This is a genomic window from Streptomyces sp. NPDC088387, from assembly GCF_044753385.1.
Lineage (GTDB): Bacteria > Actinomycetota > Actinomycetes > Streptomycetales > Streptomycetaceae > Streptomyces.
On record NZ_JBIVNC010000004.1, the window covers coordinates 367,510 to 391,825 of the forward strand.

15 protein-coding genes are annotated in these 24,316 nt (G+C 72.6%); 4 read left to right on the plus strand and 11 right to left on the minus strand.

Going from position 1 to position 24,316, the window contains the following annotated elements; all coding sequences use genetic code 11:
• Nucleotides 1-213 precede the first annotated feature (213 nt).
• Complete coding sequence (locus tag ACIQAC_RS13080; RefSeq protein ID WP_402189963.1) at nucleotides 214-1,140, plus strand: DUF4429 domain-containing protein; 927 nt, start codon at nucleotides 214-216, stop codon at nucleotides 1,138-1,140.
• A gap of 18 nt (nucleotides 1,141-1,158) precedes the next feature.
• On the opposite strand, the gene ACIQAC_RS13085 is transcribed toward ACIQAC_RS13080, so the two are convergent.
• Nucleotides 1,159-1,953 (minus strand): class II aldolase/adducin family protein, encoded by a 795-nt coding sequence (locus ACIQAC_RS13085; protein ID WP_402189965.1) that lies wholly within the window; start codon nucleotides 1,951-1,953, stop codon nucleotides 1,159-1,161.
• Between the two features lie 139 nt (nucleotides 1,954-2,092).
• Between ACIQAC_RS13085 and ACIQAC_RS13090 the strand changes: the two genes are divergently transcribed.
• Nucleotides 2,093-2,656 (plus strand): pyridoxamine 5'-phosphate oxidase family protein, encoded by a 564-nt coding sequence (locus tag ACIQAC_RS13090; RefSeq protein WP_402189967.1) that lies wholly within the window; start codon nucleotides 2,093-2,095, stop codon nucleotides 2,654-2,656.
• Between the two features lie 30 nt (nucleotides 2,657-2,686).
• Here ACIQAC_RS13090 and guaA read toward each other — a convergent pair whose 3' ends face one another.
• The gene (gene guaA, locus ACIQAC_RS13095) at nucleotides 2,687-4,258 is read right to left on the minus strand and encodes a glutamine-hydrolyzing GMP synthase (protein WP_402189970.1); all 1,572 of its coding nucleotides are present in this window, start codon (nucleotides 4,256-4,258) and stop codon (nucleotides 2,687-2,689) included.
• Nucleotides 4,259-4,553: 295 nt separating this feature from the next.
• Here guaA and ACIQAC_RS13100 point away from each other — a divergent pair, with 295 nt between their 5' ends.
• A complete protein-coding gene (locus tag ACIQAC_RS13100; protein WP_402189972.1) occupies nucleotides 4,554-4,898 on the plus strand; it encodes a chorismate mutase in 345 nt (114 codons plus the stop codon).
• A 561-nt stretch (nucleotides 4,899-5,459) separates the two neighbouring features.
• Nucleotides 5,460-6,506, plus strand: coding sequence for an LAETG motif-containing sortase-dependent surface protein (locus ACIQAC_RS13105; RefSeq protein WP_402189975.1), 1,047 nt, complete (start codon nucleotides 5,460-5,462; stop codon nucleotides 6,504-6,506).
• Nucleotides 6,507-6,639: 133 nt separating this feature from the next.
• Here ACIQAC_RS13105 and ACIQAC_RS13110 read toward each other — a convergent pair whose 3' ends face one another.
• The 9 genes from ACIQAC_RS13110 to ACIQAC_RS13150 all read right to left on the minus strand — a co-directional run bounded on the left by ACIQAC_RS13110 (nucleotide 6,640) and on the right by ACIQAC_RS13150 (nucleotide 24,269).
• Nucleotides 6,640-8,427, minus strand: coding sequence for a GMC family oxidoreductase N-terminal domain-containing protein (locus tag ACIQAC_RS13110; protein ID WP_402189977.1), 1,788 nt, complete (start codon nucleotides 8,425-8,427; stop codon nucleotides 6,640-6,642).
• 85 nt (nucleotides 8,428-8,512) lie between these two features.
• Nucleotides 8,513-10,132: a succinic semialdehyde dehydrogenase gene (locus ACIQAC_RS13115; RefSeq protein ID WP_402189980.1), complete on the minus strand. Its 1,620-nt coding sequence runs from the start codon at nucleotides 10,130-10,132 to the stop codon at nucleotides 8,513-8,515.
• Nucleotides 10,133-10,266: 134 nt separating this feature from the next.
• On the minus strand, nucleotides 10,267-11,970 hold the full coding sequence (locus tag ACIQAC_RS13120) for a protein kinase (protein WP_402189983.1): 1,704 nt from the start codon (nucleotides 11,968-11,970) through the stop codon (nucleotides 10,267-10,269).
• Between the two features lie 58 nt (nucleotides 11,971-12,028).
• Complete coding sequence (locus tag ACIQAC_RS13125) at nucleotides 12,029-13,846, minus strand: protein kinase (protein ID WP_402189985.1); 1,818 nt, start codon at nucleotides 13,844-13,846, stop codon at nucleotides 12,029-12,031.
• A gap of 104 nt (nucleotides 13,847-13,950) precedes the next feature.
• Complete coding sequence (locus ACIQAC_RS13130; RefSeq protein WP_402189987.1) at nucleotides 13,951-14,991, minus strand: serine/threonine-protein kinase; 1,041 nt, start codon at nucleotides 14,989-14,991, stop codon at nucleotides 13,951-13,953.
• A 214-nt stretch (nucleotides 14,992-15,205) separates the two neighbouring features.
• The gene (locus ACIQAC_RS13135) at nucleotides 15,206-16,873 is read right to left on the minus strand and encodes a serine/threonine-protein kinase (protein WP_402189990.1); all 1,668 of its coding nucleotides are present in this window, start codon (nucleotides 16,871-16,873) and stop codon (nucleotides 15,206-15,208) included.
• Between the two features lie 252 nt (nucleotides 16,874-17,125).
• On the minus strand, nucleotides 17,126-19,903 hold the full coding sequence (locus ACIQAC_RS13140; protein WP_402189993.1) for a protein kinase: 2,778 nt from the start codon (nucleotides 19,901-19,903) through the stop codon (nucleotides 17,126-17,128).
• Between the two features lie 153 nt (nucleotides 19,904-20,056).
• A complete protein-coding gene (locus ACIQAC_RS13145; protein ID WP_402189996.1) occupies nucleotides 20,057-22,270 on the minus strand; it encodes a serine/threonine-protein kinase in 2,214 nt (737 codons plus the stop codon).
• Between the two features lie 292 nt (nucleotides 22,271-22,562).
• A complete protein-coding gene (locus ACIQAC_RS13150; protein ID WP_402189999.1) occupies nucleotides 22,563-24,269 on the minus strand; it encodes a glycerol-3-phosphate dehydrogenase/oxidase in 1,707 nt (568 codons plus the stop codon).
• Nucleotides 24,270-24,316 lie beyond the last annotated feature (47 nt).

Here is a 24,316-nt window from a genome sequence, read left to right on the forward strand (position 1 = left end):
GTGAAGCGAATCGACCGGCCGACGGCTGGTGGCCGGCCGATCCCGTGCCGGCCCGGCCCGGTCGCGGGTCCGTTCCGGCGGCGCACAACCGCGGTGCGACGACAGCGAATTGTGCCCTACTCCGCCCGGCGTGCGCCCGGCAGGTCCGGCAATGCGGACGGAGCGCGGGTGAAGAGCGGATCGCCGTGTTGACCCGGCTGCGAGAATTCCCTTATGGCCGAGATCATCCAGCGGGACGGGACCTGGGCCTTCGACGGCACAACGGTCCGGATCACGCCGGGACTCCACCGGTCGGTGCCGCTGTTCCGGCAGACGTACGGAGAGGTCGCGGTGCCGCTCGAAGCGGTCGCGGGTGTGGTCTACGAACCCGAACGCAAGCGCGGGCGGCTGCGGTTGCGGCTGCGCGAGGGCGCGGACCCGCTGCTCCAGGCGACCGGCGGGCGGCTGCCGGAGGCGGCGGATCCGTACCGGCTGACGGTGGACATGGACCGTTCCGGGGTCGCGGAGTACGTGGCGGAGGAGATCCGGCAGGGCCTGCTGCTCGACCAGATCCCCAAGGAGCCGACCGGGGGTTATCTGCTGCCGGGGCCGCCGGTTCCGGTGTCGGTGCGGTCGAGCGACGGCACGGTGTCGTTCGACGGGACGCGGGTGCGGATCGACTGGAGCGACACCTCGGACCGGGTCAAGCGGGCGACGGGGCCGCGGATCATCGACGTGGCCGATCTGGTGCAGGTGGAGTGGCTGCCCAACTCCGGCTACGAGGACGGTTTCCTGAGGTTCGTGACCCGGGAGGCGGTGTTCTCGAAGCTGCCGGCGGAGAAGGACCCGTACGCGCTGGATCTGTGGGGCAGTGTGCGGCGGGATCTGCTCACCGCGCTGGTGGCGACGGCCGTGACCGCCCGGCTGCCGCATCCGTCCACCGTCCGGGGCGCCGCCGTCGAGCGGGTGACCGGCAGGGCCGTGGACCGCCCGACGCCACTGCCGGGGCCCGAACCGGCGCCCGTGCCGGACGGCCATCACGACGTGCTGCTGCGGCGGTTGCGGGAGCTGGGGGAACTGCATCGGGACGGGGTGCTCACGGACGAGGAGTTCGCGATGACCAAGACCGTGGTGCTGCGCGGTTTCGCACCGGACTTCTAGGACAACGGCCTACGGGCGTCAGCTCAGCAGGTCCGGTTCGCCGCGGCTGATCTCCTGCCACAGGGGCTGGTAGTTGATCCAGGCCACGAGGTCGCCGCCGAGCTGTTCGCGGGTCGCGACGGCGGGCTTGTGGTCGATGAGGACCGGGCGGCCGGCGGCGCGGGCGGTGAGCTGGACCTGGGAGGAGCGTTCCATGGAGAGGAACCACCAGGCGGCGGCGTCCACGGAGTCGCCGACGGTGAGCAGGCCGTGGTTGCGCAGGATCAGCGCCTTGCGGGTGCCGAGCGCGTCGGCGATGCGGCGGCCCTCGTCGGTGTCGACGACCACGCCGGTGTAGCCGTCGTAGAGCGCGTGGTCCTCGTAGAAGGCGCAGCTCTCCTGGGTGATCGGGTCGAGCAGGTCGCCGAGGGCGGCGACGGCGCGGCCGTGCACGGAGTGGCAGTGCGCGACGGCGACGACGTCCGGGCGGGCGGCGTGGACCTGGGCGTGCACGGTGAAGGCGGCCTGGTTGACGTGGTAGCGGCCCTCGATGACCTGGCCGTCCTGGTTGGCGAGGACGAGATCGGAGACGGTGACATGTCTGAACGGCATGCCGAACGGGTTCACCCAGAAGCAGTCCGAGTGCTCCGGGTCGCGGGCCGTGATGTGGCCGGAGACGCCGTCCTCGAAGCCCTGGCGGCCGAAGATCCGCAGTGCGCCCGCGAGCCGTTCCTTGCGATGCCGGCGCTCGTCCTCCATCGACTCGTGCATCGGTGGCATGGCGAACCGGAGCCGATCCGTGGGGACGGGAGGGGGCGGAGTGGGGCCGAGCATGGATCCTCCGGCACTGGGGGTGCTTTACGGGCGGGAAGTTACCGTCGGTCAGGCCAAGATGACAGTGCTCAGCCGGAAAGACGATGTCTCTGGCTGATACCGGACAGCGGATGTCGGGTTTCGGGGACAGACTCACCGTATGACCCGAGCGACCGACCGGACCGCGACCGGCACCACGGCTGAAACCAGTACCCCCGGGGGCGCCGGCATCACGCCTTCCCCGGAAACCTCCACCGCGGGCTGGGCGGATTTCGCCGCCGCCGAGCCGGAGCTGGCCCGGATCGCCGAGGAGCGGTTCGGCGCCTTCACCCATCACACGCTCGCGACGCTCCGCAAGGACGGTTCGCCGCGGACGACCGGGCTGGAGGTGCGTTTCCTCGACGGCGAGTTGTGGCTGGGCATGATGCCGGACTCGGTCAAGGCGCTCGATCTGCGCCGCGACCCGCGGTTCGCGCTCCAGGCGAATCCGGGTGAGGGGCAGTCGATGGGCGGCGGCGATGTACGGATCAGCGGGCGGGCGGTGGAGGTCACGGATCCGGCGGGGAAGAGCCGGTACACCGAAGAGGTGGGACCGCCGGAGCCGTTCCACCTCTTCCGCACCGAGCTGACGGAGGTCGTACGGACCTCGATCGAGGACAACACGTATCTGGCCGTGCAGGTGTGGAAGCCCGGAGCGCCGGTACGTACGGTCAGGCGGACCTGACGCGGGCGGACCGGGCCGGCCCGGAAGGGCCTACTCCCACTCGATGGTGCCCGGCGGCTTCGAGGTGACGTCGAGGACGACCCGGTTGACGTCACGCACCTCGTTGGTGATCCGCGTCGAGATCCTCGCGAGGACGTCGTACGGCAGTCGCGACCAGTCGGCGGTCATGGCGTCCTCGCTGGACACCGGGCGCAGCACGATCGGGTGGCCGTAGGTGCGGCCGTCGCCCTGGACGCCGACGCTGCGGACGTCGGCGAGCAGCACCACCGGGCACTGCCAGATCTCCCGGTCGAGGCCGGCCGCGGTCAGCTCCTCGCGGGCGATGGCGTCGGCGTCGCGCAGCAGGTCGAGCCGCTCCTTCGTCACCTCGCCGACGATCCGGATGCCCAGGCCGGGGCCCGGGAAGGGCTGGCGCTGGACGATCTCGTCCGGCAGGCCCAGCTCCTGGCCGACCATCCGGACCTCGTCCTTGAACAGCTGGCGCAGCGGCTCGATCAGCTGGAACTCGAGGTCCTCGGGCAGCCCGCCGACGTTGTGGTGGGACTTGATGTTCGCGGTGCCGGTGCCGCCGCCGGACTCGACGACGTCCGGGTAGAGGGTGCCCTGGACGAGGAACTCCACGGCCGGGCCCGCGTCGGCGATGATCTCGGCCTGCGCCTGCTCGAAGACGCGGATGAACTCGCGCCCGATGATCTTCCGCTTCTCCTCGGGGTCCGAGACCCCGGCGAGCGCCTTGAGGAACCGCTCCTCCGCGTCCACGACCTTCAGCTGGACGCCGGTTGCGGCCACGAAGTCCTTCTCGACCTGCTCGGTCTCGCCCTTGCGCATCAGACCGTGGTCGACGTAGACGCAGGTCAGCTGGGTGCCGATGGCCTTCTGGACCAGGGCCGCGGCGACCGCGGAGTCCACACCGCCGGAGAGTCCGCAGATGGCCCGCCGGTCGCCGACCTGCTCGCGGATCGCGGCGACCTGCTCCTCGATCACGTTGCCCGTGGTCCAGGTCGGGCTCAGGCCCGCGCCCCGGTAGAGGAAGTGCTCCAGGACCTGCTGGCCGTGCGTGGAGTGCATGACCTCGGGGTGGTACTGGACGCCGTAGAGCTTCTTCTCGTCGTTCTCGAACGCGGCGACCGGGACGACGTCCGTGGACGCCGAGACGGTGAAGCCCTCGGGGGCGGCGGAGCAGGCGTCGCCGTGCGACATCCACACCGACTGCTCGGCCGGGGTGCCCTCGAAGAGCGTGGACGACGACTTGGAGACGTGCAGCGGCGTACGGCCGTACTCGCGGGCGCCGGTGTTGTCGACCGTGCCGCCGAGGGTCTGGGCCATCAGCTGGAAGCCGTAGCACATACCGAAGACGGGGACGCCGGCCTCGAAGAGCGCGCGGTCGAGGCGGGGGGCCTCGTCGGCGTAGACCGACGACGGGCCGCCGGAGAGGATGATCGCCGCCGGGTTCTTCGCGAGCATGTCGGCGACCGGCATGGTGCTGGGCACGATCTCGCTGTAGACCCGGGCCTCACGGACCCGGCGGGCGATGAGCTGGGCGTACTGCGCGCCGAAGTCGACGACCAGAACGGTCTCGGGGGCGGGGGTCGCTGATGACACGGCTGCCTTCCGGCGGTGGGGCGGGGTACCTGTGCCTCCCGATTCTACCGAGGGCCGGGTGTGCCTCCCGCCTGCCGGGGACCGGCCACCGGGGCAGCCGTGGCATACTTGCGGCATGCTCACGCACCCGACCTTCCGCTTTACCTATGGCAACCGGCCCGCCGGCTGCCATGGTTGTGCTGCTTGAGCCACTGACAAGCGACTTCCCAGGCGCCCCGGGCCGACAAGGCCCGGGGCGTCTGGCGTTTCCGGGTCCTGTCCGTCCGGGCCACCACCCGCCACGAGGAGACCCGACATGACCCCTACCCCCACCCCCACCCCCACCCCCACCACCGCCACCGCCACCGCCACCGCCACGCAGCGGACCGCGGAGCGCACCGGTGCCCGTACCGCCGAGGCCGGCGACGTGATCACCGGCGCGCGCGAACGCATCGACGCGCTCGACGACCGGATCATCGGCCTGATCCAGGAACGGATGGCCGTCTCGACCGTGATCCAGGAGGCCCGGATCGCGTCCGGCGGCCGCCGGGTGAACCTCTCCCGCGAGATGGAGATCCTCGGCCACTACCGGGAGGCGCTCGGCAGGCCGGGCACCGCGCTCGCGATGACGCTGCTCGAACTGTGCCGCGGCAAGGTCTGAGGGGTGAATCGGCGTTCCGTGCACGTACGTACGCATGGCCTCTCACCCGTACGGCGCGTGACCGGCCCGCGAGAGGCTTCGTTGGTCCCGATGTCCGTGTCAGCCAGGCGCGGGCCCGAAAGAACCACGCGTGGCTCGCTGGGGCGATGAGACGTACGGATCGTGCTGTGCGTCGTGGGACCTCGCTCCAGGGTTGTGACCGGACGGCAGGGGACAGCAGCCCGGTCACTCAGGAACGGTCGGCTCCGGGGACGCCCGGGGCCGACCGACGGAACCCGCCCAGTTCCGACACCGGCACACTGCCGAAGACGCGCAAAGCCAGCGGCGCAACCCCCCGGCGCCGCTCCCCGGCACCGGCGCTGCCCTGACGCCGGTGCTGACGAAGGAAGGGCCCCGCGGCCGACTCCCGCGGGGCCCTTCCGTTTGCAAATATGTGACCCAGGCCACATAAGAATGATGTGAACAAGGGACAACCATTCACAGGCTTCACTGATCCAACCTCCTGAATCAACGGACACACCCGCTCCCCCGGCGGGGCACCGGATTTTCGAGGTCACATCAATGAAGCTTCGCCGTGCCTTGGCAACGGCCGCCGCGACGGCCGTCATCGCGCCGCTCGCGCTGCTCACCGTCGCGCCCGCCGCGTTCGCCGACGGGGAGACGTCGGACACGTCCTCCACCGGCCCGTCGCCGACGGACACCGCCACGGACACGGTCACGCCGCCCCCCTCGGACACGGAGTCGGAGAGCACCGAGCCGGCCCCGCCGCCGAGCGACACCTCGCTGCCGGAGAGCAACACCTCCAGCAGCGCGACGGGCTCGCCCTCGGCCACCGCGTCGGAGCCCGGCGACGACGAGCCCTCGGAGCCGGCCGGACCCAGCGAGGAGCCCGGCGACCCGAACGTGCCGTTCTGCGAGGACCTCGACGAGGACTACGACCAGGCGAAGGTCTCCGCGGGCATCAAGGGCCTGCCCGGCAAGATCGTGGCCGGCGACGGCTTCCACGCCTTCGAGCTGACCGTCACCAACGACTCCGCGGCCGACGTCAAGAACGTCGCCTTCTACGCCGAGGTCGAGAACTACGAGCTCGACGAGGCGAAGTTCCTCAGCCCGTACGTCGACCTCCAGTTCAAGAACCCGGAGAACGGCAAGTGGGAGCGGATCGGCGACGAGTCCTGGTCCGGTGACTACTTCTTCTTCGTGGACGCGCTGAAGTCGAACGCGAGCCAGTCGGTCGACCTGCGCGTCTCCATCGACGCCAAGGCGCCCGCCGGTGACGCCTACTCCTTCGGCTCGGGCGCCTACCTCGACAACATCGAGGAGCAGGACTGCATCGCCGAGGGCTGGGTCCAGTACGACTTCCAGGTCCTCGACGCCGGCGCGCAGAACCCGGACCCGGGTACGGCCGACCCGAGCGACGACGACAAGGGCTCGGGCTCGGTGAAGAAGCCGCAGGGTGACGTCTCGGCCCTGCCGACCGGCAACCTCGCCGAGACCGGCTCCAGTTCCGCCTTGCCCGTGATCGGTCTGGTCGGCGGTATCGCCGTCGTCGCCGGTGCGGGTGCGGTGTTCGCCGTGAAGCGGCGGAAGGCCGGTGCCGACGCGTAACGGCCGGCAAGCACGCGTGAGCGTCGACGGCATGTGACGCGAGAACCTCACGCAAGGAGGAGAAGGACCTGCGCTCGGAGGGGGGTGCAGGTCCTTCTTCTTGCCCTCGCCGAGAGGCGGGCCCCGCCGTGCCCTACGCCTTCTTCGGCACCGTCGGCATCCCCAGGAACGGCAGCCTCAGCGCGCCGAACGCGTCCGCCGGCACCGCGGGGTCGCGCGGCTCCACCGGCTCCAGCCGCTCGTACGCGGTCCCCTGCTCGGGGCGTGGGTCGGCGTCGCCCTTGTTCGGCCAGTAGGACATCGCGCGCTCGGCCTGGGCGGTGATGGTCAGGGACGGGTTCACGCCGAGGTTCGCCGAGACGGCGGCCCCGTCGACGACGGAGATCCCCGGATGGCCGTAGAGCCGGTGGTAAGGGTCGATGACACCGGTCTCGCGGGAGTCGCCGATGGGGCAGCCGCCGAGGAAGTGCGCGGTGAGCGGGGTGCCCATCAGCTCGCCGACGTTGGAACCGGCGAAGCCGTTGATCTCGGCCGCCAGTGCCGTCGCTCCCTCCACCGCGGACCTGATCTGCTTCGGGTTGGGCACTCCGTGGCCCTGGCGGGCGGTGAGCAGACCCTTGCCGACCCCGTCCGGTTTCAGGTACGTCGTCAGGGAGTTGTCCAGCGACTGCATGACCAGGGCGATGATGGTCCGCTCCGACCAGCGGCGCTTGGACAGCGAGCGCAGCACGAGGAGCGGGTGGCGGGCGGCGTTGCGCAGCCAGGCCGCCGCGCGCGAGGAGCCCTCGGCGTACGGGACCTGGAGGATCGACAGGCCGCCCATCGAGTTGGAGCCCTTGCCGTAGCGGACCGGTTCGATGTGGGTGTGGTCGTCGGGGTGGATCGACGAGGTGATGGCGACTCCGCGGGTGAAGTCGGGCCTGGCCTCGCCGGTGACCTTGCGGTAGCGGCGGTTGGCGGTCTGGGCGCCCACCAGGGCCTCGGAGTTGGTGCGGGTGAGTTCGCCGAGCCGGCCGGAGACGTACGGCAGCCGGCCGCTCGCCTTCATCCGGTGCAGCAGGGTCTGGGTGCCGTAGGTGCCGGCGGCGAGCACCACCCGGCGGGCCGTGAGCACCCGGCCCCTGGTCTTCCTGCGGCCGTCGGTGGGCACGGTCGTCACCGCGTAGCCGCCGCGCGAGTCGTCGGTGACGGCGACGACGGTGGTCAGCGGGTGCACGGCCGCGCCCGCCCGCTCGGCGAGGTAGAGGTAGTTCTCGTTGAGGGTGTTCTTCGCGCCGTGGCGGCAGCCCGTCATGCACTCGCCGCACTCGGTGCAGGCCGTGCGGTCGGGGCCCGCGCCGCCGAAGTACGGGTCCGCGGCCCGTGCGCCGGGCCGGGTCCGCGCCTTTCCGTCGGCGTCCTCGCCGTCGCCGAAGAAGACCCCGACCGGCGCCATGTGGAAGGTGTCGCCGACGCCCATCCGCTGCGCGGCCGCCTTGAGATGCACGTCGGACGGTGTCGTCGTCGGGTTGACCCGCACACCGAGCATGCGCTGCGCCTGGTCGTAGTACGGCTTCAGCTCCGCGTGCCAGTCCGTGATGCCACGCCACTGCGGGTCGTCGAAGAACGGCTGCGGCGGTACGTAGAGGGTGTTGGCGTAGTTGAGGGAGCCGCCGCCGACGCCCGCACCCGCGAGCACCATGACGTTGCCCAGCAGATGGATGCGCTGGATGCCGTACATGCCGAGCCTGGGAGCCCAGAGGTAGTTCCTGAGGTCCCAGGAGTTCTTCGGGAGGGTCTCGCGGGTGAAGCGGCGGCCGGCCTCCAGTACGGCGACGCGGTAGCCCTTCTCGGTGAGGCGGAGGGCGGAGACGGATCCGCCGAAGCCGGAGCCGATGACTATGACGTCGTAGTCGTAGGTGTCCTGCGTGTCCTGAGGCACGGGGTCTCCTCGTCGAGATGCGCGTGCGGGTCGGATGTGGCTTGTCGCGCAGTTCCCCGCGCCCCTCGGCCGGTCGGCGGAGTTGTCAGCGCAGCCGGAGTGCCTTCATCAGGCGCAGGCTGCGGCTCATGAATTCGGCGTGCTTCTCGTCGTTCATTCCCAGGGACGGGGCCATCGGCAGGACCCGCTGCTGGGCGACCGTCTGGGCCTCCGTGTACTTGAGGATGCCCTCGGAGCCGTGGCGGCGGCCGAGGCCGGAGTCCTTCATGCCGCCCATCGGGGACTGCACGCTGCCGTAGGCGGGGGCGTAACCCTCGTTGACGTTGACCGTGCCGGTGCGCAGCCGGGCGGCGACCTCGCGGCCGCGCCGGCCGTCCTTCGTCCAGACCGAGGAGTTGAGGCCGTACGCCGTGGAGTTGGCGCGCTCGATCGCCTCGTCCTCGTCGGAGAAGCGGTAGACGGAGACGACCGGGCCGAAGGTCTCCTCGGCGCAGACGGCCATGGGTTCGGCGACGCCGTCGAGGATGGTCGGCTCGTAGAAGTACGGGCCCACGTCCGGGCGGGCCACACCGCCGGCGAGGACGGTGGCGCCCTTGGCGACGGCCTCCTCCACGTGCCGGGTGACCGTCTCCAGCTGGCGGGCGCCGACGAGGGAGCCCAGGTCGGCGCCGTACGCGAGGAACGTGCCCAGGCGCAGGGCCTTCGTACGGGCGACGAAGCGCTCCAGGAAGGCGTCGGCGATCGACTCGTGGACGTACAGCCGCTCGATGGAGATGCACAGTTGGCCCGCGGAGGCAAAGCAGGCGCGGACGGCGCCGGCCGCGGCCTTCTCCACGTCGGCGTCCGCCAGGACCAGCATCGCGTTCTTGCCGCCGAGTTCGAGGGAGACGCCGACCAGCCGGGCGGCGGCGCCCTGGGCGACCTCGCGGCCGGTGCGGGTGGAGCCGGTGAAGGAGACGTAGTCGGCGCGCTTGACGATCTCCGGTCCGACGACCGGGCCCGCGCCGAGGACGACCTGGAACACCTCGGCCGGCAGACCGGCCTCGATCAGCAGGTCACGGGCCCAGAGCGCGGTCAGGCAGGTCTCCGTGTCCGGCTTCATCACCACGGCGTTGCCCGCGACGAACGCGGGGAGCGCGTCGCCGACGGAGAGTTCGAGGGGGTAGTTCCAGGGGGCGATCTGGCCCACCACACCGCGCGGGTGGCGCAGTTCGGTGACATGGGTGAGCACGGGGATCGCGCCCGTGTGCCGCCTGGGCTTCAGATAGGCGGCGGCCCGGCGGCCGTAGTGGCGGGCGGCGACGGCGACGCCCTGCACCTCCTCGTGGGCGTGCAGCCGGGCCTTGCCGGTCTCCAGCTGGATGAGGTCGAGGACCTCGGCCTGCCGCTCCAGCATGAGGTCGTGGAAGCGCAGCAGTACCGCCGCGCGCTGCCGGACCGGAGTCCGCGCCCACACGTACTGCGCGGCGCGGGCCGCCTCGAAGGCGCCGGCCACGTCCTCGGGCGTCGACTCGGGGAGGTCGGCCAGCTTGTCGCCGGTGAACGGCGTGTGGTTGGCGGTCCGCCCCGAACCCGCCACACCCTTGGTGAGCTGGGCGATCAGCTCCGGGGTGACCACGTCGGCGGCGGTGCGGACGCCCGCCGGGGTGGGGGCGAGGGGGTTCGTGCCGGTGGTCGCCTTCTCGGGCGCCTGCGCGTCGGTCATGAGGCGCAGGGTATGCCGCCCCGGAGCCTTTGTGTACCCGTCGGTAATCGGCATTCACCGAGTACTCACACTCCGCCAGTGTTCACTGGCAACAAACGTACTGATCAGGCCGTTGTACGACGCTGATCGGCCGTTCACCCGACGCGGCCGAGCTCCAGCCGGTCGCGGGCGCCCTTGAACACCGAGGTGCCCCGCCGCTCGTCCGGTGTGCCCTTGGGCATGTCCACCCGCAGCTCGTACATACGGGAGTCCGCGGTCAGGATCATCAGCTCCATGACCCGGGTCGAGCTGCCCTCGGAGGTGTAGGTGGTGTCGGCGATCACCGCCTCGCCGCCCTGGAAACTCGTCCTCGTGTACTGGGTGCTCGCGTCCGGGTCGTACAGCGACCAGGTGGTGTGCGCCTCCTGTGCCTGGCCCATCGCGTCCCGCGGCGCCTTGTCCCACTGGGTGAGGCGGACGGAGACCGGGCCGTACCCGTAGACCACGATCCGCGGCAGGTCGCCCTCGCGGGCCTGCTCCTCGTAGTCGGACGGGAGGGCGAGGGACGCGTCCAGTTCCGGCTCGCGGTGGACGGTCCAGCCGTCCTGCTCCGCGGGCGTCGAGCCCGTGCTCGGGCCCACGGAACCGGCGTCCGAGACCATGGGACCGAGTTCGGCGGCGGACGTGTCGTCGTCCTGCCCGCCGAACACCGAGACGCCGAACCAGAGGACACCGGCGAGCAGCGCCCCCACGAGCCCGTAGGCGACGGGGTGACGCAGGGCGAGGCGGCGCCCGCGGGGTGGCGGGGGGACGGCGGGTTCCGTGGAGGAGGGCCCGGGTTCGGAGCCGGGCTCCTGTACACCGGTCTCGGATTCGGCCCCGGGCTCGGATTCGGCTTCCCCTACGTCCGCCTCGGGCATCGTCCGGCCCCCGTCCGCCTCGGCCTCCGCCCGCCCCGCGTCCGCCCCCGCTGTGGACCGTCCCTCCGCCACCGGTATGGACTTTCCCTCCGCGACCGGTACGGGCCGTCCCTCCGCCACCGCATCCAGGGTCGCCGTCGCCTCCGCCGGGTCCGGCCGCTCCTCGGGGGCCTTCGCCAGCAGCCGTACGATCAACGGCCCCAGCGGGCCCGCCTGCTGGGGCTCGGGCAGGTCGTCGCCGAGGATCGCGGCGAGCGTGGACTCCACCGTCGTACGGCGGAACGGGGAGCCGCCCTCGACGGCCGCGTGCAGCAGGACGCCCAGCGACCACAGGTCGGAGGGTGGTCCGGCGATGCGGCCCGACATCCGCTCCGGCGCGACGAACTCCAGCGAGCCGACGAACTCCCCGCTGACCGTGAGCGATTCCTCGCCCTGGACGTGCGCGATGCCGAAGTCGGTGAGGACCACCCGGCCGTGCCGGCCCAGCAGCACATTGGCCGGTTTCACATCACGGTGGACGATCCCGACGGCGTGCGCGGCACGCAGGGCGCCGAGCACGGCGTGCCCGACGCGGGCGGCCTCGGCGACGGGCAGGGCGCCCCGGCGGAGCCGTTCGTGCAGGGACTCGCCGCGGACCAACTCCATGACGATCCAAGGGAGTCCGTCCTCGACGACCACATCGTGGATGGTGACCGCGCACGGATGCTCGACGCGGGCCGCCGCGCGGGCCTCCCGGTGCAGCCGGTGCGCGGCCCGCTGATGGACCTCGTCCTCGGGGGCGCCGGGCAGGCGCGGCTGCTTGACGGCGACTTCGCGGTCGACGAGTTCGTCATGGGCCCGCCACACCGTGCCCATGCCCCCGGAGCCGATGCGCTCGACCAGTCGGTAGCGCCCTCCGATCAGCCGTCCGTCGCGCTGATGTTCGCCGCCGTCGCTCATGCCCCATGCCTACCCTGCGGAGCGCCCCGTTGTCGACGCGGGCACAAGCGCCTTGGGCTCAGAGCCTGTTGATGTCCAGGTTGTCGATGGCGGTCTGCGCCACTTCCTCCCCACGCGCGGTGAAGTCGCCCTCGCCCGGGTAGCTGACGCTGAGCTTGAACATGTTCCCGGCGGAGTTCTTGTAGTAGAAGATCCGCAGCGCGCGGGGCAGCGGGTTGTCACTGTCGTCCGTGACGTACGTGACCGTGTTCTCGGCGGCCTTTTTTCCCTCGTACGCCACGTCGGGCCTGGGCGCGGTCTTCGGGCCCTCCGGCATGGCGAGCGCGTAGGAACCGCTCTCCTTGAAGGTGGCGTTGTCGTCGTACATCTCGGCCGACGCGGAGTCCGCGATCTCGCCGGTGGTGTCCTCGGCCTTCTTCTCCAGGGTCAGGCCGATCCAGATGGCGCCGCTCTTGTCGGTGTACGTCACCCAGTGCGTCTCGTCGGTCTTCTCCGGCACGCTCCGCACATAACTCTCGGGCACGGTGAGCGTCGCGCCGAGCGCCTTCTCCGGCCTGGTCGTCCAGCCGTCCGGCAGCGGGCCCGCGAACGGGTCCGCGACCAGGACGTACGCCACCGCCGCGGCGGCGACCACCACGGCCCCGAGCGCGGTCCAGGACTTGCGGCCGAACCGGCGGCCCCCGCCGGCCGGGCCCGTCACCGTCACGACCCGGGTCGGCGCGGGCGGCGCGGGCGGGTTGGCGGCGGCCTCCAGCAGGGAGCGGACCTGCGCGGCGTTCGGGCGGCGGGCCGGGTCCTTGTGCAGCAGGCCGTTGATGACCTCGGCGAGCGGGCCGGACGCCGAGGCGGGCGAGGCGGGCGTCGCGTTGAGGACGGACTGGAGGGTGGCCGGCGTGTTGCTGCGGCGGAACGGCGAGACGCCCTCCGTCGCCGCGTACAGCACCACACCCAGCGACCACAGGTCGCTCGCCGGTCCGGGGCGCTGGCCGAGGACCCGCTCCGGCGCGATGTACTCGGGCGAGCCGACGAAGCCGCCGGTGTCGGTCAGGTTCGTCTCGCCCTCGATCTGCGCGATGCCGAAGTCGGTGAGGACGACCCGGTCGTGCCGGCCGAGCAGGACGTTGTCCGGCTTCACGTCCCGGTGCAGGATGCCGGCCGCGTGCGCGGCCTCCAGCGCGCCGAGCATCTCCAGGCCCACCCTGGCCGCCTCGCGGGCGCTCAGGGTGCCCTCTTGGAGGGCGTTGCCGAGGGAACGTCCCTGCACCAGCTCCATGACGATCCAGGGCCGGCCGTCGACGACGGCGACATCGTGGACGTTGACCACGGCCGGGTGGTCGAGCCTGGCGGCGGCGCGGGCCTCGCGGCGCATCCGCTCGTACGCGTTGGACCGTTCACGGTCGGGAAGATGGTCCGGGACACGCGGCTCCTTCACCGCGACCTCACGGTCCACCGTCTCGTCCTTGGCCCGCCATACGGTGCCCATGCCGCCGGCCCCGAGCTTGGAGAGCAGCCGGTAGCGCCCGGCGATCAGCCGCCCGGCGCCGGGATCGGGCGCGGCACCGGCCGACGCCGACTGCTGCTGCTGCGGCGGCTGTTGCGCGGGCTGACGTGGCGCGGGGTACTGCTCCGCCGGGTGCGGCTGGGCCGGGTGCTGCTGCGCCGACTGGGCGTGCGGCGACTCGGACCGGTCCGAGTGGGACTGCGGCGGCACGGCCTGGGTGGGCGTCGCGTAGGGGTTGTTGGGGTGCGGGACGGGTGCGTGCGGGTTCGGCCCGGATGCCGGCGGGTTCGGCACCGGTGCGTGCGGGTTCGGCGGTTGCAGACCGAAACTCGTTGGCTCGTCGGCCCCGTGGCGGGCTCCCCCGTTGCTGCTCATGAGTCCATGCATATCGCGGCGGACGCTCCCGCATCCACCTCGGGAGCACCGCGGTCACACACCCGTGACTCAGGCGTCGCTTATCTCCTATTTATCGGGCCGGTTCAGGGGATATTTCCCGAGCCTGTCACGGTCGGGCCGCCGGACGCGCTCAAGGTGGGGGACGGTGTGCTCGGCGGCCGGTCGGGGGTGCTGTCGCCGGCCGCGAGCAGCGCCGCCGACACACCCGCGCCGGTCAGCGCGGCCACCAGCAACGCGGCCACCAGCAGCCCCTTGCGGGACAACGCCCGGTCCCTGCGCCGCCGTTGGGTACGGCCCGTGTCCAGGTACGCGCGCAGCAGGCGTTCGGCGTCGGCGGCGTCCAGCCTCCTGGCCGGATCGCGCTCCAGCAGCCGCCGTACGACGGGCAGCAACGGGCCCAGTTGCTCCGGCATCCGAATGTCGCCGGACACCACCGCGTTGAGCGTGCCGCCCACCGACGCGCGCTGGAACGGCGATTCGCCGCTCACCGCGGCACACAGCAGCGCGCCCAGCGACCACAGGTCGGAGGCGGGACCGGTGCCCGCGCCCGACATCCGCTCCGGCGAGGTGTACTCGGGCGAGCCCACGAACGTCCCGCTCTCGGTGAGCGTCGACGCCCCCGCCACCTGGGCCACCCCGAAGTCGGTGAGGACGACCCGGCCGGTGCCGGACTCCATCAGGACGTTGGCGGGCTTGATGTCGCGGTGCAGTACGCCCTCCGCGTGCGCCGTACGCAGCGCGTCGAGCAGCGCGACGCCGATCCGCGCGGCCTCCCGGGCGTCCACGGGCCCGTCCGCGGCGATCCGGTCGGCGAGGGAGCCGCCGTCGATCAACTCCATGACGAGATAAGGGCGTTCCGCGTGCTCGACGACGTCGTGGACGACGATGAGGTGCGGGTGGTGCAGCCGGGCGACCGTACGGGCCTCGCGCAGGATCCGCTCGCGCTGCACCCGGGCCCGGTCCGGCGAGAGGGAGCTGTCGACCTCGAGTTCCTTGACCGCCACCCGCCGGCCGAGCAGCTCGTCGGTGGCCTGCCACACCACGCCCATACCGCCGCGTCCGAGCACCGTCTCCAGCCGGTAACGGCCCGCGATGACCCGACCATCCGCGCGCTCGGTCCCCATACGCCCCATCATGCCCGACCCGGAGGCGCACGCTCCGGACGGCGGCGGAGCAGGTGGCCGACAACCGACGATGGCCAACGCCCCACACGCCCTGTGACGGACCACTCCCGGGAAACACCGGGGGCCGGGCCGCGGACCCGCGCCGCCGATCCGACCGAATCCCGACCCTCACGATCCCGCCCACGGACGGCTCACCGGCGGCGTGCTGAGGGCGTCAGCCCTCCCGCCAGCTCCTCAGCACGGTCTCGAACCGCTCGCTCGTCGTGGCCCAGTCGTCCGCGGGCGAGGCCATGTAGATCGCGTACTCGACGCCGTCCCGGGAGATGTACATCTGGTCGACCGCGCGGTACGGCCCGGGGAACGCGGTGTCCTTGGCGAGCGCGGTCCAGGTGTACTCCCAGCGGCCGCCGGGCCGGTCGCGGTAGTCGCTCCGCTCCAGGGCCAGTTGCCGGTAGTCCACGAGCCGGGCGCTGACCTGCTGGTCGAGGTCGGTCAGATGCTCGTAGGGGTCGGCGAAGTCGGGATCCGTGTCGACGGCGATCCGGATCAAGGTCCTGCCGCCGTCCGGTGTGTAGTCGACCTGCTGGAAGGGGCCTTCGTTGGTCGGCTCCTGCCGCTCCCAGCCCTCGGGCAGGGCCAGCCCGAAGCCGAGCGGATCGGTGACGGTGGTCCAGCCGTCGGGGACGGCGCCCGGGGTGTTCTCCTTCTCGCCGGTCGGCGAGGGCGAGGGGCCCTGCGAGGTGGGGCCCTGGGAGGTCGGACCGGGGGACACGGAGTTGTCGCTGCCGTTGTCGCGCTGCTGGAGCAGTACGGCCGTACCGCCGCCGATCAGCGCGGCGACCACGACCACCAGCGCGACGACGAGCAGCCGCCGACGCCGTGGTGCGGACGCCGACGCGGACATGGGCGGGGGCGCGGACATGGGCGCGGGCTGCGGGACGTAGGCGGTCGGGCCGGTCGTGGGCCGGTACGGGGTCGGCGCCTCGGGGCCCGGTGGGACGGCCGCCGACATCGTCCCCGAGTCCGAGTGGGACGTCGTCGGCACGTACGCCTGGGCCGATCTGGGCCGTCGTCCCTCCGCCGCCTCCGCGAGCATCTGCTCGGCCTCGGACGTGCTGGGGCGGGTCGCCGGGTCCTTGCGCAGCAGCCCGGTGATGACGGGTTCGAGCGGACCGGCGTACCGCGGCACCTGCGGCTCGTCCTCGACCACGGCCCGCATGGTGCTCAGCGGCGAGGTGCGGCGGAACGGCGAGAGCCCCTCGACCGCCGCGTACAGCGTCGCGCCGAGCGCCCAGAGGTCGGCGGCCGGACCCGGGTCGTGGCCGCGGACCCGCTCCGGGGCCAGGAAGTCGACGGAGCCGACGACCTCGCCGGTCCGGGTGATCGTGCTGTCGCCCTCGATCTGCGCGATCCCGAAGTCCGTGAGCAGGACCCGGCCGTCGCTCGCGAGCAGCACATTGCCGGGCTTCACATCGCGGTGCAGCACACCGGCGGTGTGCGCGGCACGCAGGGCCCGCAGCACCCACAGCCCGATCCGGGCGGCCTCGGCCGGCTCGACCCGGCCGTCGTCCTTCACGGCGTCGGCGAGGGAACGGCCCTCGACCAGCTCCATGACGATCCAGGGCCGGCCGTCGTGTTCGAGCACGTCGTGGACGGTGACGACGGCCGAGTGGTTGATCCGCGCGGCCGCGCGTGCCTCGGCCCGGGTGCGCGCGAGCAGGACGGCCTGGTCGCTGCCGGACGCGTACAGCGCGGCGGTGAGCTCCTTGATGGCGACGGCGCGGTGCAGCACCTCATCGTGGGCACGCCACACCCGGCCCATACCGCCGCTGCCGATGGTGTCGGTGAGCCGGTAGCGGTCCCCCAGGAGCAGGCCCTGCATGTGATTCACGTTTCCCCACAATGTTCTTGACAGGGTCAGCGTAGGGACCGCTCCCCCTTCGGGGAACCTGTCTGGGGTCAAGGAGACGCCACTGTGACGGTTGTCGCTTTGCGTGGCAGAAATGAACCAGCGGGACGGAAGTCCGATCCGTCCTCCCGGCCCGGACCGGCACGGGGACCGGCGCGGGGGCTGGCACGGGGACCGGAACGACGCCCCGCCCCTCGGCCCCCGGCCGCCGTTTCGTACGCCGGATCAGCCCGTGACCTGGTACGTCGCCGCCGCCTGCTCGTACAGCCGGGTCACCTCGTCGCGCTCGGCCTCCGGGCCGCGCACCTGCACCACGTGGTACTCGCCGTCGATCAGAATGGCCAGGTTGCGGACGAAAAGCTCCCGTCCGTCGGCCCCGGTCCAGGTGAACTGCCCCTCGGCCATCGTCCGTCCGCCCACCTCGATGGACTTCAGGCCGGTGGACGTGGCCCAGCTGGAGTCCCGGTAGGGCTGCAACTCCGGTTCGCGCTCGCGCTGGTACTCCATCGGATCGCTGCCGTACTCGTCGGCCGAGTCCCGGCCCGGCACCAGGATCAGCTCGAAGGAGCCCTGCGAGTAGACCACCTGTCCCCGGCCGTTGCGCGGGGTGCGGTCCCAGCCGTTGGCGACGGCGACCCGGAACCCCTCCGCGTCGCTGCGCACCCCGAAGCCGTCGGCCACGTCCGGGCCCGCGGTCTGGGTCTCGTCTGACCCCGTCGACCCGTCCGACCCGCCGTCGCTCTCGTCACCGCCCTCGCTCGCGCCACCGCCGGGTGCCGTCTGGTCGGGCCGGGGTTCGCTGCTCGCGTCCGGCTCCGAGGGCGCGTCGCTCGCCTCGCCGACCGCCCCGGTCCGGTCGGAGCCACTGCCGGTCGCCCCGTCCTCGCCGGCCTTCGGCAGGAACAGCACGGCGTACGCGACCGCCGCGGCCAGCGCCAGCAGTATCAGCACGATCAGGGTGCGGCCGAGGCTGCGCGGCGAACGGCGCTCCTCCCGCGCCCGCTTGTGCCGTCCGTGGGTCGCGGGCAGCCCGGCCCGCCGCCTGCGCACCAGCTCACCGCGGCGGCGCACCACCGGCAGCCGCCGGGCGTCGGCGGGCGGCGCGGCCACCACATGCACCCCGGCCTCCGGCTCGGGCGCCGACCGCACCAGCGAACGCAGCCAGCCGCGCAGCTCCTCGAAGTCGATGCGCTCGGTCGGGTCCTGACGCAGCAGCGACTCGACGACCGGCCTGAGCGGTCCGCACTCCTCGGCGAAGGCGGGCGGCTCCGCGCACACCAGCTGCACCAGCTCGGCGGTGGACTCCTCCGGGTAGGGCGCGTGTCCCTGCACGGAGCGGAAGAGCAGCGCGCCCAGTGCCCACAGGTCGGTCGCGGGGCCGATGGGTGCCGCCAACTGCCAGTTCTCGTGCACCGGTCCGGCCTGCTCGGGCGCCCAGCGCTCGGTCACCGGGCCGACGACGGCCATCCGGGCCTGCCGGGCGCGCTCGGCGGCGAGCGCGGTGGCGGGTCCGCGCCGGGCCGGGCCGCCGGCGGCGACCTCGTCCCAGCGTGCCGTGCCGGGTGTGCCGGATGTGCCCTGCGGCGCCGCGGGTGTGAGTGCCGTACGTCCGTGCTCCGCCTGGCCGTTGGCGCCGCGCACTCCGTACGGGTCCGCGATCTGCCCCGGTGCTCCCGAGGCGCTCTCCGGCGCGGAACGGGCGCCGGGCAGGGCCGCCCGGCCGTTCTGCTGTTCCTGGACGCGGGCCGCGGCGCGTGCGCCCGCGCGGTACGCGGCGATCGCTCCGGCGCGGGCCGCACGCACGTCCCCGCCGCTCTCCGGCGCCCGCCGGGCAAGCGCCGCCGAACCACTCACACCGGGCGCCGCCTCCACACCGGGTGCCGGCAGCCCACCGGCAGCCCGCGCCTCGATGGCGGCCCGCCGAGCGGCCTCGGGATCGGAGTCGGCAGCGGCGAACCCGGCGGGGGCGACGGGGGCGACGGGGGCGACGGGGCCGAGGGGAGCGCCGGGGGTTCCGGGGCCACCCTGACCTCCCTGACCTCCGTGGCCGCCGTGGCCGCCGTGATGACCAACAGGCCCACCGGGACCGCCTGGGGCTCCCGGGCCACCAGGCCCACCCGGACCCGCGTAGCCGCCACGCCCTCCCGGATCACCAGGCCCGCCTGAACCACCCGGTCCGCCGTGACCCCCGTAACCGCCGGGCGCCCCGAAGCCACCGGCCCCACCAGGCCCGCCCGGCCCGCCGGATCCCCCTTGCCCGGGAATCCCCGGGCCGCCGACCGGCGTAAGCCCACGGCCACCCGCGCCACCGGAGCCAGAACCGAGACCTGTGCCGGGGCCACCGGGCCCACCCGGCGTTCCGGGACCGCCCTCGTCCCCGTCCGGTGCCGGCACCGGGTCGTACCCGCAGAGCGCCTCTTCCGCCGCCCCGACCGCCAGCCCGGTCAGCATGATCCGGCCGTCGTCGCAGACCAGTACCGTGCGCGCGGTGATGTTGCGGTGCACCCAGCCATGGGCGTGCAGCACCCGCACCGCCATCAGGACGTCGGCGGCGACCTCGGCCGCGCGGTAGGGCGTCAGCGGCCGTTCGGCGAGCAGCGCCGACAGCGGCCGTGCCGCCACCAGCTCGCTGACGATCCAGAGCGAGCCACCCTCGGCGAACACGTCGAAGACCTGGTCAAGGCGCGGATGGTCGGGAATCTGCGCGGCGGCCTGCGCCGCCTCGACGGCCCGGCGCACGGCCGGATCGGCAGGCGTGCGGGTGCTGCCACCTCGCGGGGCCGGCCGGCGCGAGGCGCCGTTGCGCGCGGTGAACCCGTCGGGCAGACCCTCCGCGTCGAGCACCTCGGCCTCGACGACCTCGGGCAACGGCACCTGCCTGACCAGGACTTCCTGCCCGCTGTAGGTGTCGAAGGCCCGGCTCTCGGTGAGCTCGTACTCGTCGGAGGGTGGCAGCGGCAGGCGGTAGCGGTCCGCGAGGACCCGTCCCGCGTAGTCGTCCACGTCGCCTCCCCCGGCCGTCCGGGTGGTCAATTCCGTTCGTGTGGCGTCCCGTTCCGGATGCGTACGGTTCGCAAGCACTCACGATACGTGCCGGAGGCAAATTGCATCGAAGGGATGGGACATCTCATGTCTCAAACCCGTACCCCGCCCCGCTCACGCTCTGGGTTCGAAGGACTCCGTCAACGTCCCCCAGGCGGCACTGCGTTCGGCATCGCCCCACTTCGCGGCCTTTGCCGTGTACATCAGCGCGTATCCCTGATCGTCGTCGACCACAAAGCCCCGGTCGATCGTCCGGAACTCCGTCCCGCTCTCCACGTAGGTGAACTCCCAGTCGGCCGTGTTCCAGCCGCGGTAGTCCACCTTCTCTATTCGGATCCGGTCGTACTCCGCGCGCTGCATGGAGCGCTCCTGGTTCTCCCAGTCCGCGACCGGGTCGTCCTTGGGCGTGGACGTCCAGGCGACGAGCAGCTTCTGCCCGTCGGGACCGGTGAAGCGGTCGCCCGCGCTGTCCGAGGACTGGTACTTCCAGCCCGTGGGCAGCCCGATCGAGTACCCCTGGTCGCCCTCGTACGTGGACGCCGCGCCGCTGTCGCCCTTCGACGAGCCCGAGCCCGAGCCGCCGGAGGACTCGCCCTCGTCGTCGGAGGAGTCGTCCGACTTCTCGTCGTCGCTCTGGCCGGAGCCCGGCGCCCCGCCCTGGGTCGCGGCGTCGGAGGCCTGTCCGTCCGGAGCGGCACCGCCGCCGGTGTCCTCCTTGGTGTCGGCACCCGGCGTCTCACCCGCGGACGCCTTGGTCCCGGGGTCGCCCTCGGCCTGCGAGCCCGAGTCGTCGCCGCTGAGCACAACGGCCAGCACCACACCGAGCACGGCGAGCGCCACGACCACGGCGATGACGACCAGCGTCCGCCGGGGCACCACGTCGGTGATCGAGGCCCTGGGCACGGGCCGCGGCGGCAGATCCGGCGGCGGCACCACGGGCCACCCGGAACTCCGGTTGGCGGAGCCGCCGCTCGTACCCTGCGAGCCCGCTCCGGAGCCGGTACGGGACGCGCCGACCGAGGGCATCCCCGCCGTCACGGACGCGACACCCTCACCCGAACCTGAACCTGAGCGCGATCCCGATCCCGATCCGGAGCCGGAATCCGAACGCGGCCCCGCCCCAACACCCGTAGAACTCCGCGCCCCCGCCGTATCCGTACGACCACCCGCCGACCGGCCACCCGAAGCGCCGCCGTCCGCCGTCCCGGCACCGGCACCCGCACCGGCGTCACTCGCCGACCCCGACCTGCCGTTCCCCGACTTGGCGCGGGTCGCCGCGGCCGAGGCTGCCGCCCCGGAGGCCGCGGCCCCCTTGCGCACCGACCGCAGCGCGCCGCGCAGCCGCTCGCCGGCCTCACTGCCCTGCTTGGTGCCGGAGTCCGCCGAACTCCCCCGGTCCGACCGGCGTTCGGGCTGCGGGGGCAGCGGTACGACCTTCGTCGCGTCCACCGGCTCGGGCAGACCGTGGCCCGCCGCGGGGGCGTGGATGATGGCGTTGAGCTTGGCGCGCGCGCCGACGTCGTCGAGTCGCTTCAGCGGATCCTTGGTGAGCAGTCCGCGGATGACCTCGGCCAGCGGCCCGGCGTTCTTCGGCTCCTCCAGCGGCTCGGTCATCACCGCGGTGAGCGTGGCGATGGCGGAACCCTTGTCGTAGGGCGGGGCGCCCTCCACCGCCGCGTAGAGCAGGCCGCCGAGGGACCAGAGGTCGGCCGCGGGGCCGGGCTTGTGGCCGCGGGCGCGCTCCGGCGAGATGTAGGAGGGGGCGCCGACGAGCATGCCGGTCGAGGTGATGGACGGGTCGCCCTCGACCTGGGCGATGCCGAAGTCGGTGAGCACGACCCGGCCGTCCTCGGCGATCAGCACGTTGGACGGCTTCACGTCCCGGTGCAGGATGCCCTGGCGGTGCGCCGAGCGCAGCACGTCCAGGACGGCGAGGCCGACCTCGGCGGCCCGCTTCGGCTCCAGCAGTCCGTCCTCGCGGATGACCTCGGCGAGGGACTTGCCCTCGACGAGCTCCATCACGATCCAGGGCCGGTCGTCCTCCTCGACGACGTCGAAGACGGTGACCGCGCTGTTGTTCCGGATCCGTGCAATGGCCTTTGCCTCACGCAGGGTTCGCGTGATGAGCCGTCGTTTCTCCTCCTCGTCGATGTTCGACGGGAACCGCAGTTCCTTGACGGCGACCGTCCGCCCGAGCGTCTCGTCCTCGGCCCGCCACACCGTACCCATGCCGCCGCGGCCGAGTACATCTCCCAGCCGGTACCGCCCGGCGAGGAGACGTGCGCTCTTGTCCTGACGGGATGTCCCCGCCCGCTCCGCCTCCGACATGCGTCCCCTCATGCAACCCGCCCTGACAGAGCCTCCATTGTCTCTCACCCGACAAGTGCTCGACGCCCCGGGTGCCCTTCGTCGGCCACCGCGGGAATCGGTCGCTCCGCCGTCGACCTCATCCCGCCCGACACCTCGTCAACGAACCGGATCCGAACGAAGATCCCGGGCCACTACACCCGTTCGAGTGAACCCTTCGTCTGCCCGCCAACGCCCCCGGCACACACCCGCCAGGGCACGTCACCGCGCCCGGCGGCCCGGCACATCTCCCCCGTCACCGCGGCCTCCGGCGTCACAGCGGCACGATGTCCGGCGCCCCCAACCGCGCCGCGTCCGCCGTCAGGTCGTCCGGCTGGCGCTGGGACTCCCGCTCGGCCTCCACCCGCTTCTCGTAGTGCTGGACCTCGCGTTCGATCTGGTCCTTGTCCCAGCCGAGCACCGGCGCCATCAGCTCGGCGGCCTCGCGCGCGCTGCGGGTGCCCCGGTCGAAGGTCTCGATGGAGATCCGGGTCCGCCGGGTCAGTACGTCGTCGAGGTGGCGCGCGCCCTCGTGCGAGGCGGCGTACACGATCTCGGCGCGCAGATAGTCGTCGGCGAACTGGAGCGGCTCCCCGAGCGTGGCGTCCCCGGCGATGAGGTCGAGGACCTCGTCGGCCAGCGAGCCGTACCGGTTCAACAGGTGCTCCACGCGGACCACATGGATGCCGGTGCGGGCGGCGATCCGCGCCCGCGCGTTCCACAGCGCGCGGTAGCCCTCGGCGCCCAGCAGCGGGATGTCCTCGGTGACGCACTCGGCGACCCGGGTGTCCAGCGCGCGGGCCGCCTCGTCGACGGCGTCCTTCGCCATCACCCGGTACGTCGTGTACTTGCCGCCCGCCACCACGACCAGGCCCGGCGCCGGGTGGGCCACGGTGTGCTCGCGCGACAGCTTGCTGGTGGCGTCGGACTCGCCGGCCAGCAGGGGCCGCAGCCCGGCGTAGACACCCTCCACGTCGTCGCGGGTCAGCGGGACGGCGAGCACGGAGTTGACGTGCTCCAGGAGGTAGTCGATGTCGGCGCTGGACGCGGCGGGGTGGGCCTTGTCGAGGTCCCAGTCGGTGTCGGTGGTGCCGATGATCCAGTGCCGGCCCCAGGGGATGACGAACAGCACGGACTTCTCGGTGCGCAGGATCAGTCCGGAGGAGGAGCTGACGCGGTCCTTGGGCACCACGAGGTGGATGCCCTTGGAGGCGCGGACGTGGAACTGGCCCCGCTCGCCGACCATCGCCTGGGTGTCGTCGGTCCAGACACCGGTGGCGTTGACGACCTGCTTGGCGTGGATCTCGTACTCCCCGCCGGCCTCGACGTCCTGCACGCGCGCTCCCACGACCCGCTCGCCCTCGCGCAGGAACCCGGTGACGCGCGCGCGGTTTGCCACCCGGGCGCCGTAGGCCGCCGCCGTGCGCACCAGCGTCGCCACGTACCGCGCGTCGTCCATCTGTGCGTCGTAGTACTGCAACGCCCCGACCAGGGCGTCCTTCTTCAGACAGGGGGCCACGCGCAGGGCGTGCCGGCGGGTCAGGTGGCGGTGGACCGGGAGGCCCCGGCCGTGGCCGCGGGCCATCGACATCGCGTCGTAGAGCGCGACGCCCGATCCGGCGTACAGCCGCTCCCAGCCCTTGTGCTGGAGCGGGTACAGGAACGGCACGGGCTTGACCAGGTGCGGGGCGAGCCGCTCCAGCAGCAGCCCGCGCTCCTTGAGGGCCTCGCGGACCAGGGCGAAGTCGAGCATCTCCAGATAGCGCAGGCCGCCGTGGATCAGTTTGCTGGACCGGCTGGAGGTGCCCGACGCCCAGTCGCGCGCCTCCACCAGGCCGGTGGACAGACCGCGGGTGACGGCGTCCAGGGCGGTGCCCGCGCCGACCACCCCGGCGCCCACAACGAGCACGTCCAGTTCACGCTCGGCCATTGATGCCAGTGACTCGGCGCGTTGCGCCGGCCCCAGTGTCGCTGTCCTCACCGCTGCCTCCCGCTTGTCGGTCGCGCCCGGCCGAACCTGTCCGGCAG

Coding starts and splice junctions, on each gene's coding strand:
- ACIQAC_RS13080 (WP_402189963.1), top strand. CDS start 214: ATGGCCGAGATCATCCAGCGGGACGGGACCTGGGCCTTCGACGGCACA.
- ACIQAC_RS13085 (WP_402189965.1), bottom strand. CDS start 1,953: ATGCTCGGCCCCACTCCGCCCCCTCCCGTCCCCACGGATCGGCTCCGG.
- ACIQAC_RS13090 (WP_402189967.1), top strand. CDS start 2,093: ATGACCCGAGCGACCGACCGGACCGCGACCGGCACCACGGCTGAAACC.
- ACIQAC_RS13100 (WP_402189972.1), top strand. CDS start 4,554: ATGACCCCTACCCCCACCCCCACCCCCACCCCCACCACCGCCACCGCC.
- ACIQAC_RS13105 (WP_402189975.1), top strand. CDS start 5,460: ATGAAGCTTCGCCGTGCCTTGGCAACGGCCGCCGCGACGGCCGTCATC.
- ACIQAC_RS13115 (WP_402189980.1), bottom strand. CDS start 10,132: ATGACCGACGCGCAGGCGCCCGAGAAGGCGACCACCGGCACGAACCCC.
- ACIQAC_RS13120 (WP_402189983.1), bottom strand. CDS start 11,970: ATGAGCGACGGCGGCGAACATCAGCGCGACGGACGGCTGATCGGAGGG.
- ACIQAC_RS13125 (WP_402189985.1), bottom strand. CDS start 13,846: ATGAGCAGCAACGGGGGAGCCCGCCACGGGGCCGACGAGCCAACGAGT.
- ACIQAC_RS13130 (WP_402189987.1), bottom strand. CDS start 14,991: ATGGGGACCGAGCGCGCGGATGGTCGGGTCATCGCGGGCCGTTACCGG.
- ACIQAC_RS13135 (WP_402189990.1), bottom strand. CDS start 16,873: ATGCAGGGCCTGCTCCTGGGGGACCGCTACCGGCTCACCGACACCATC.
- ACIQAC_RS13145 (WP_402189996.1), bottom strand. CDS start 22,270: ATGTCGGAGGCGGAGCGGGCGGGGACATCCCGTCAGGACAAGAGCGCA.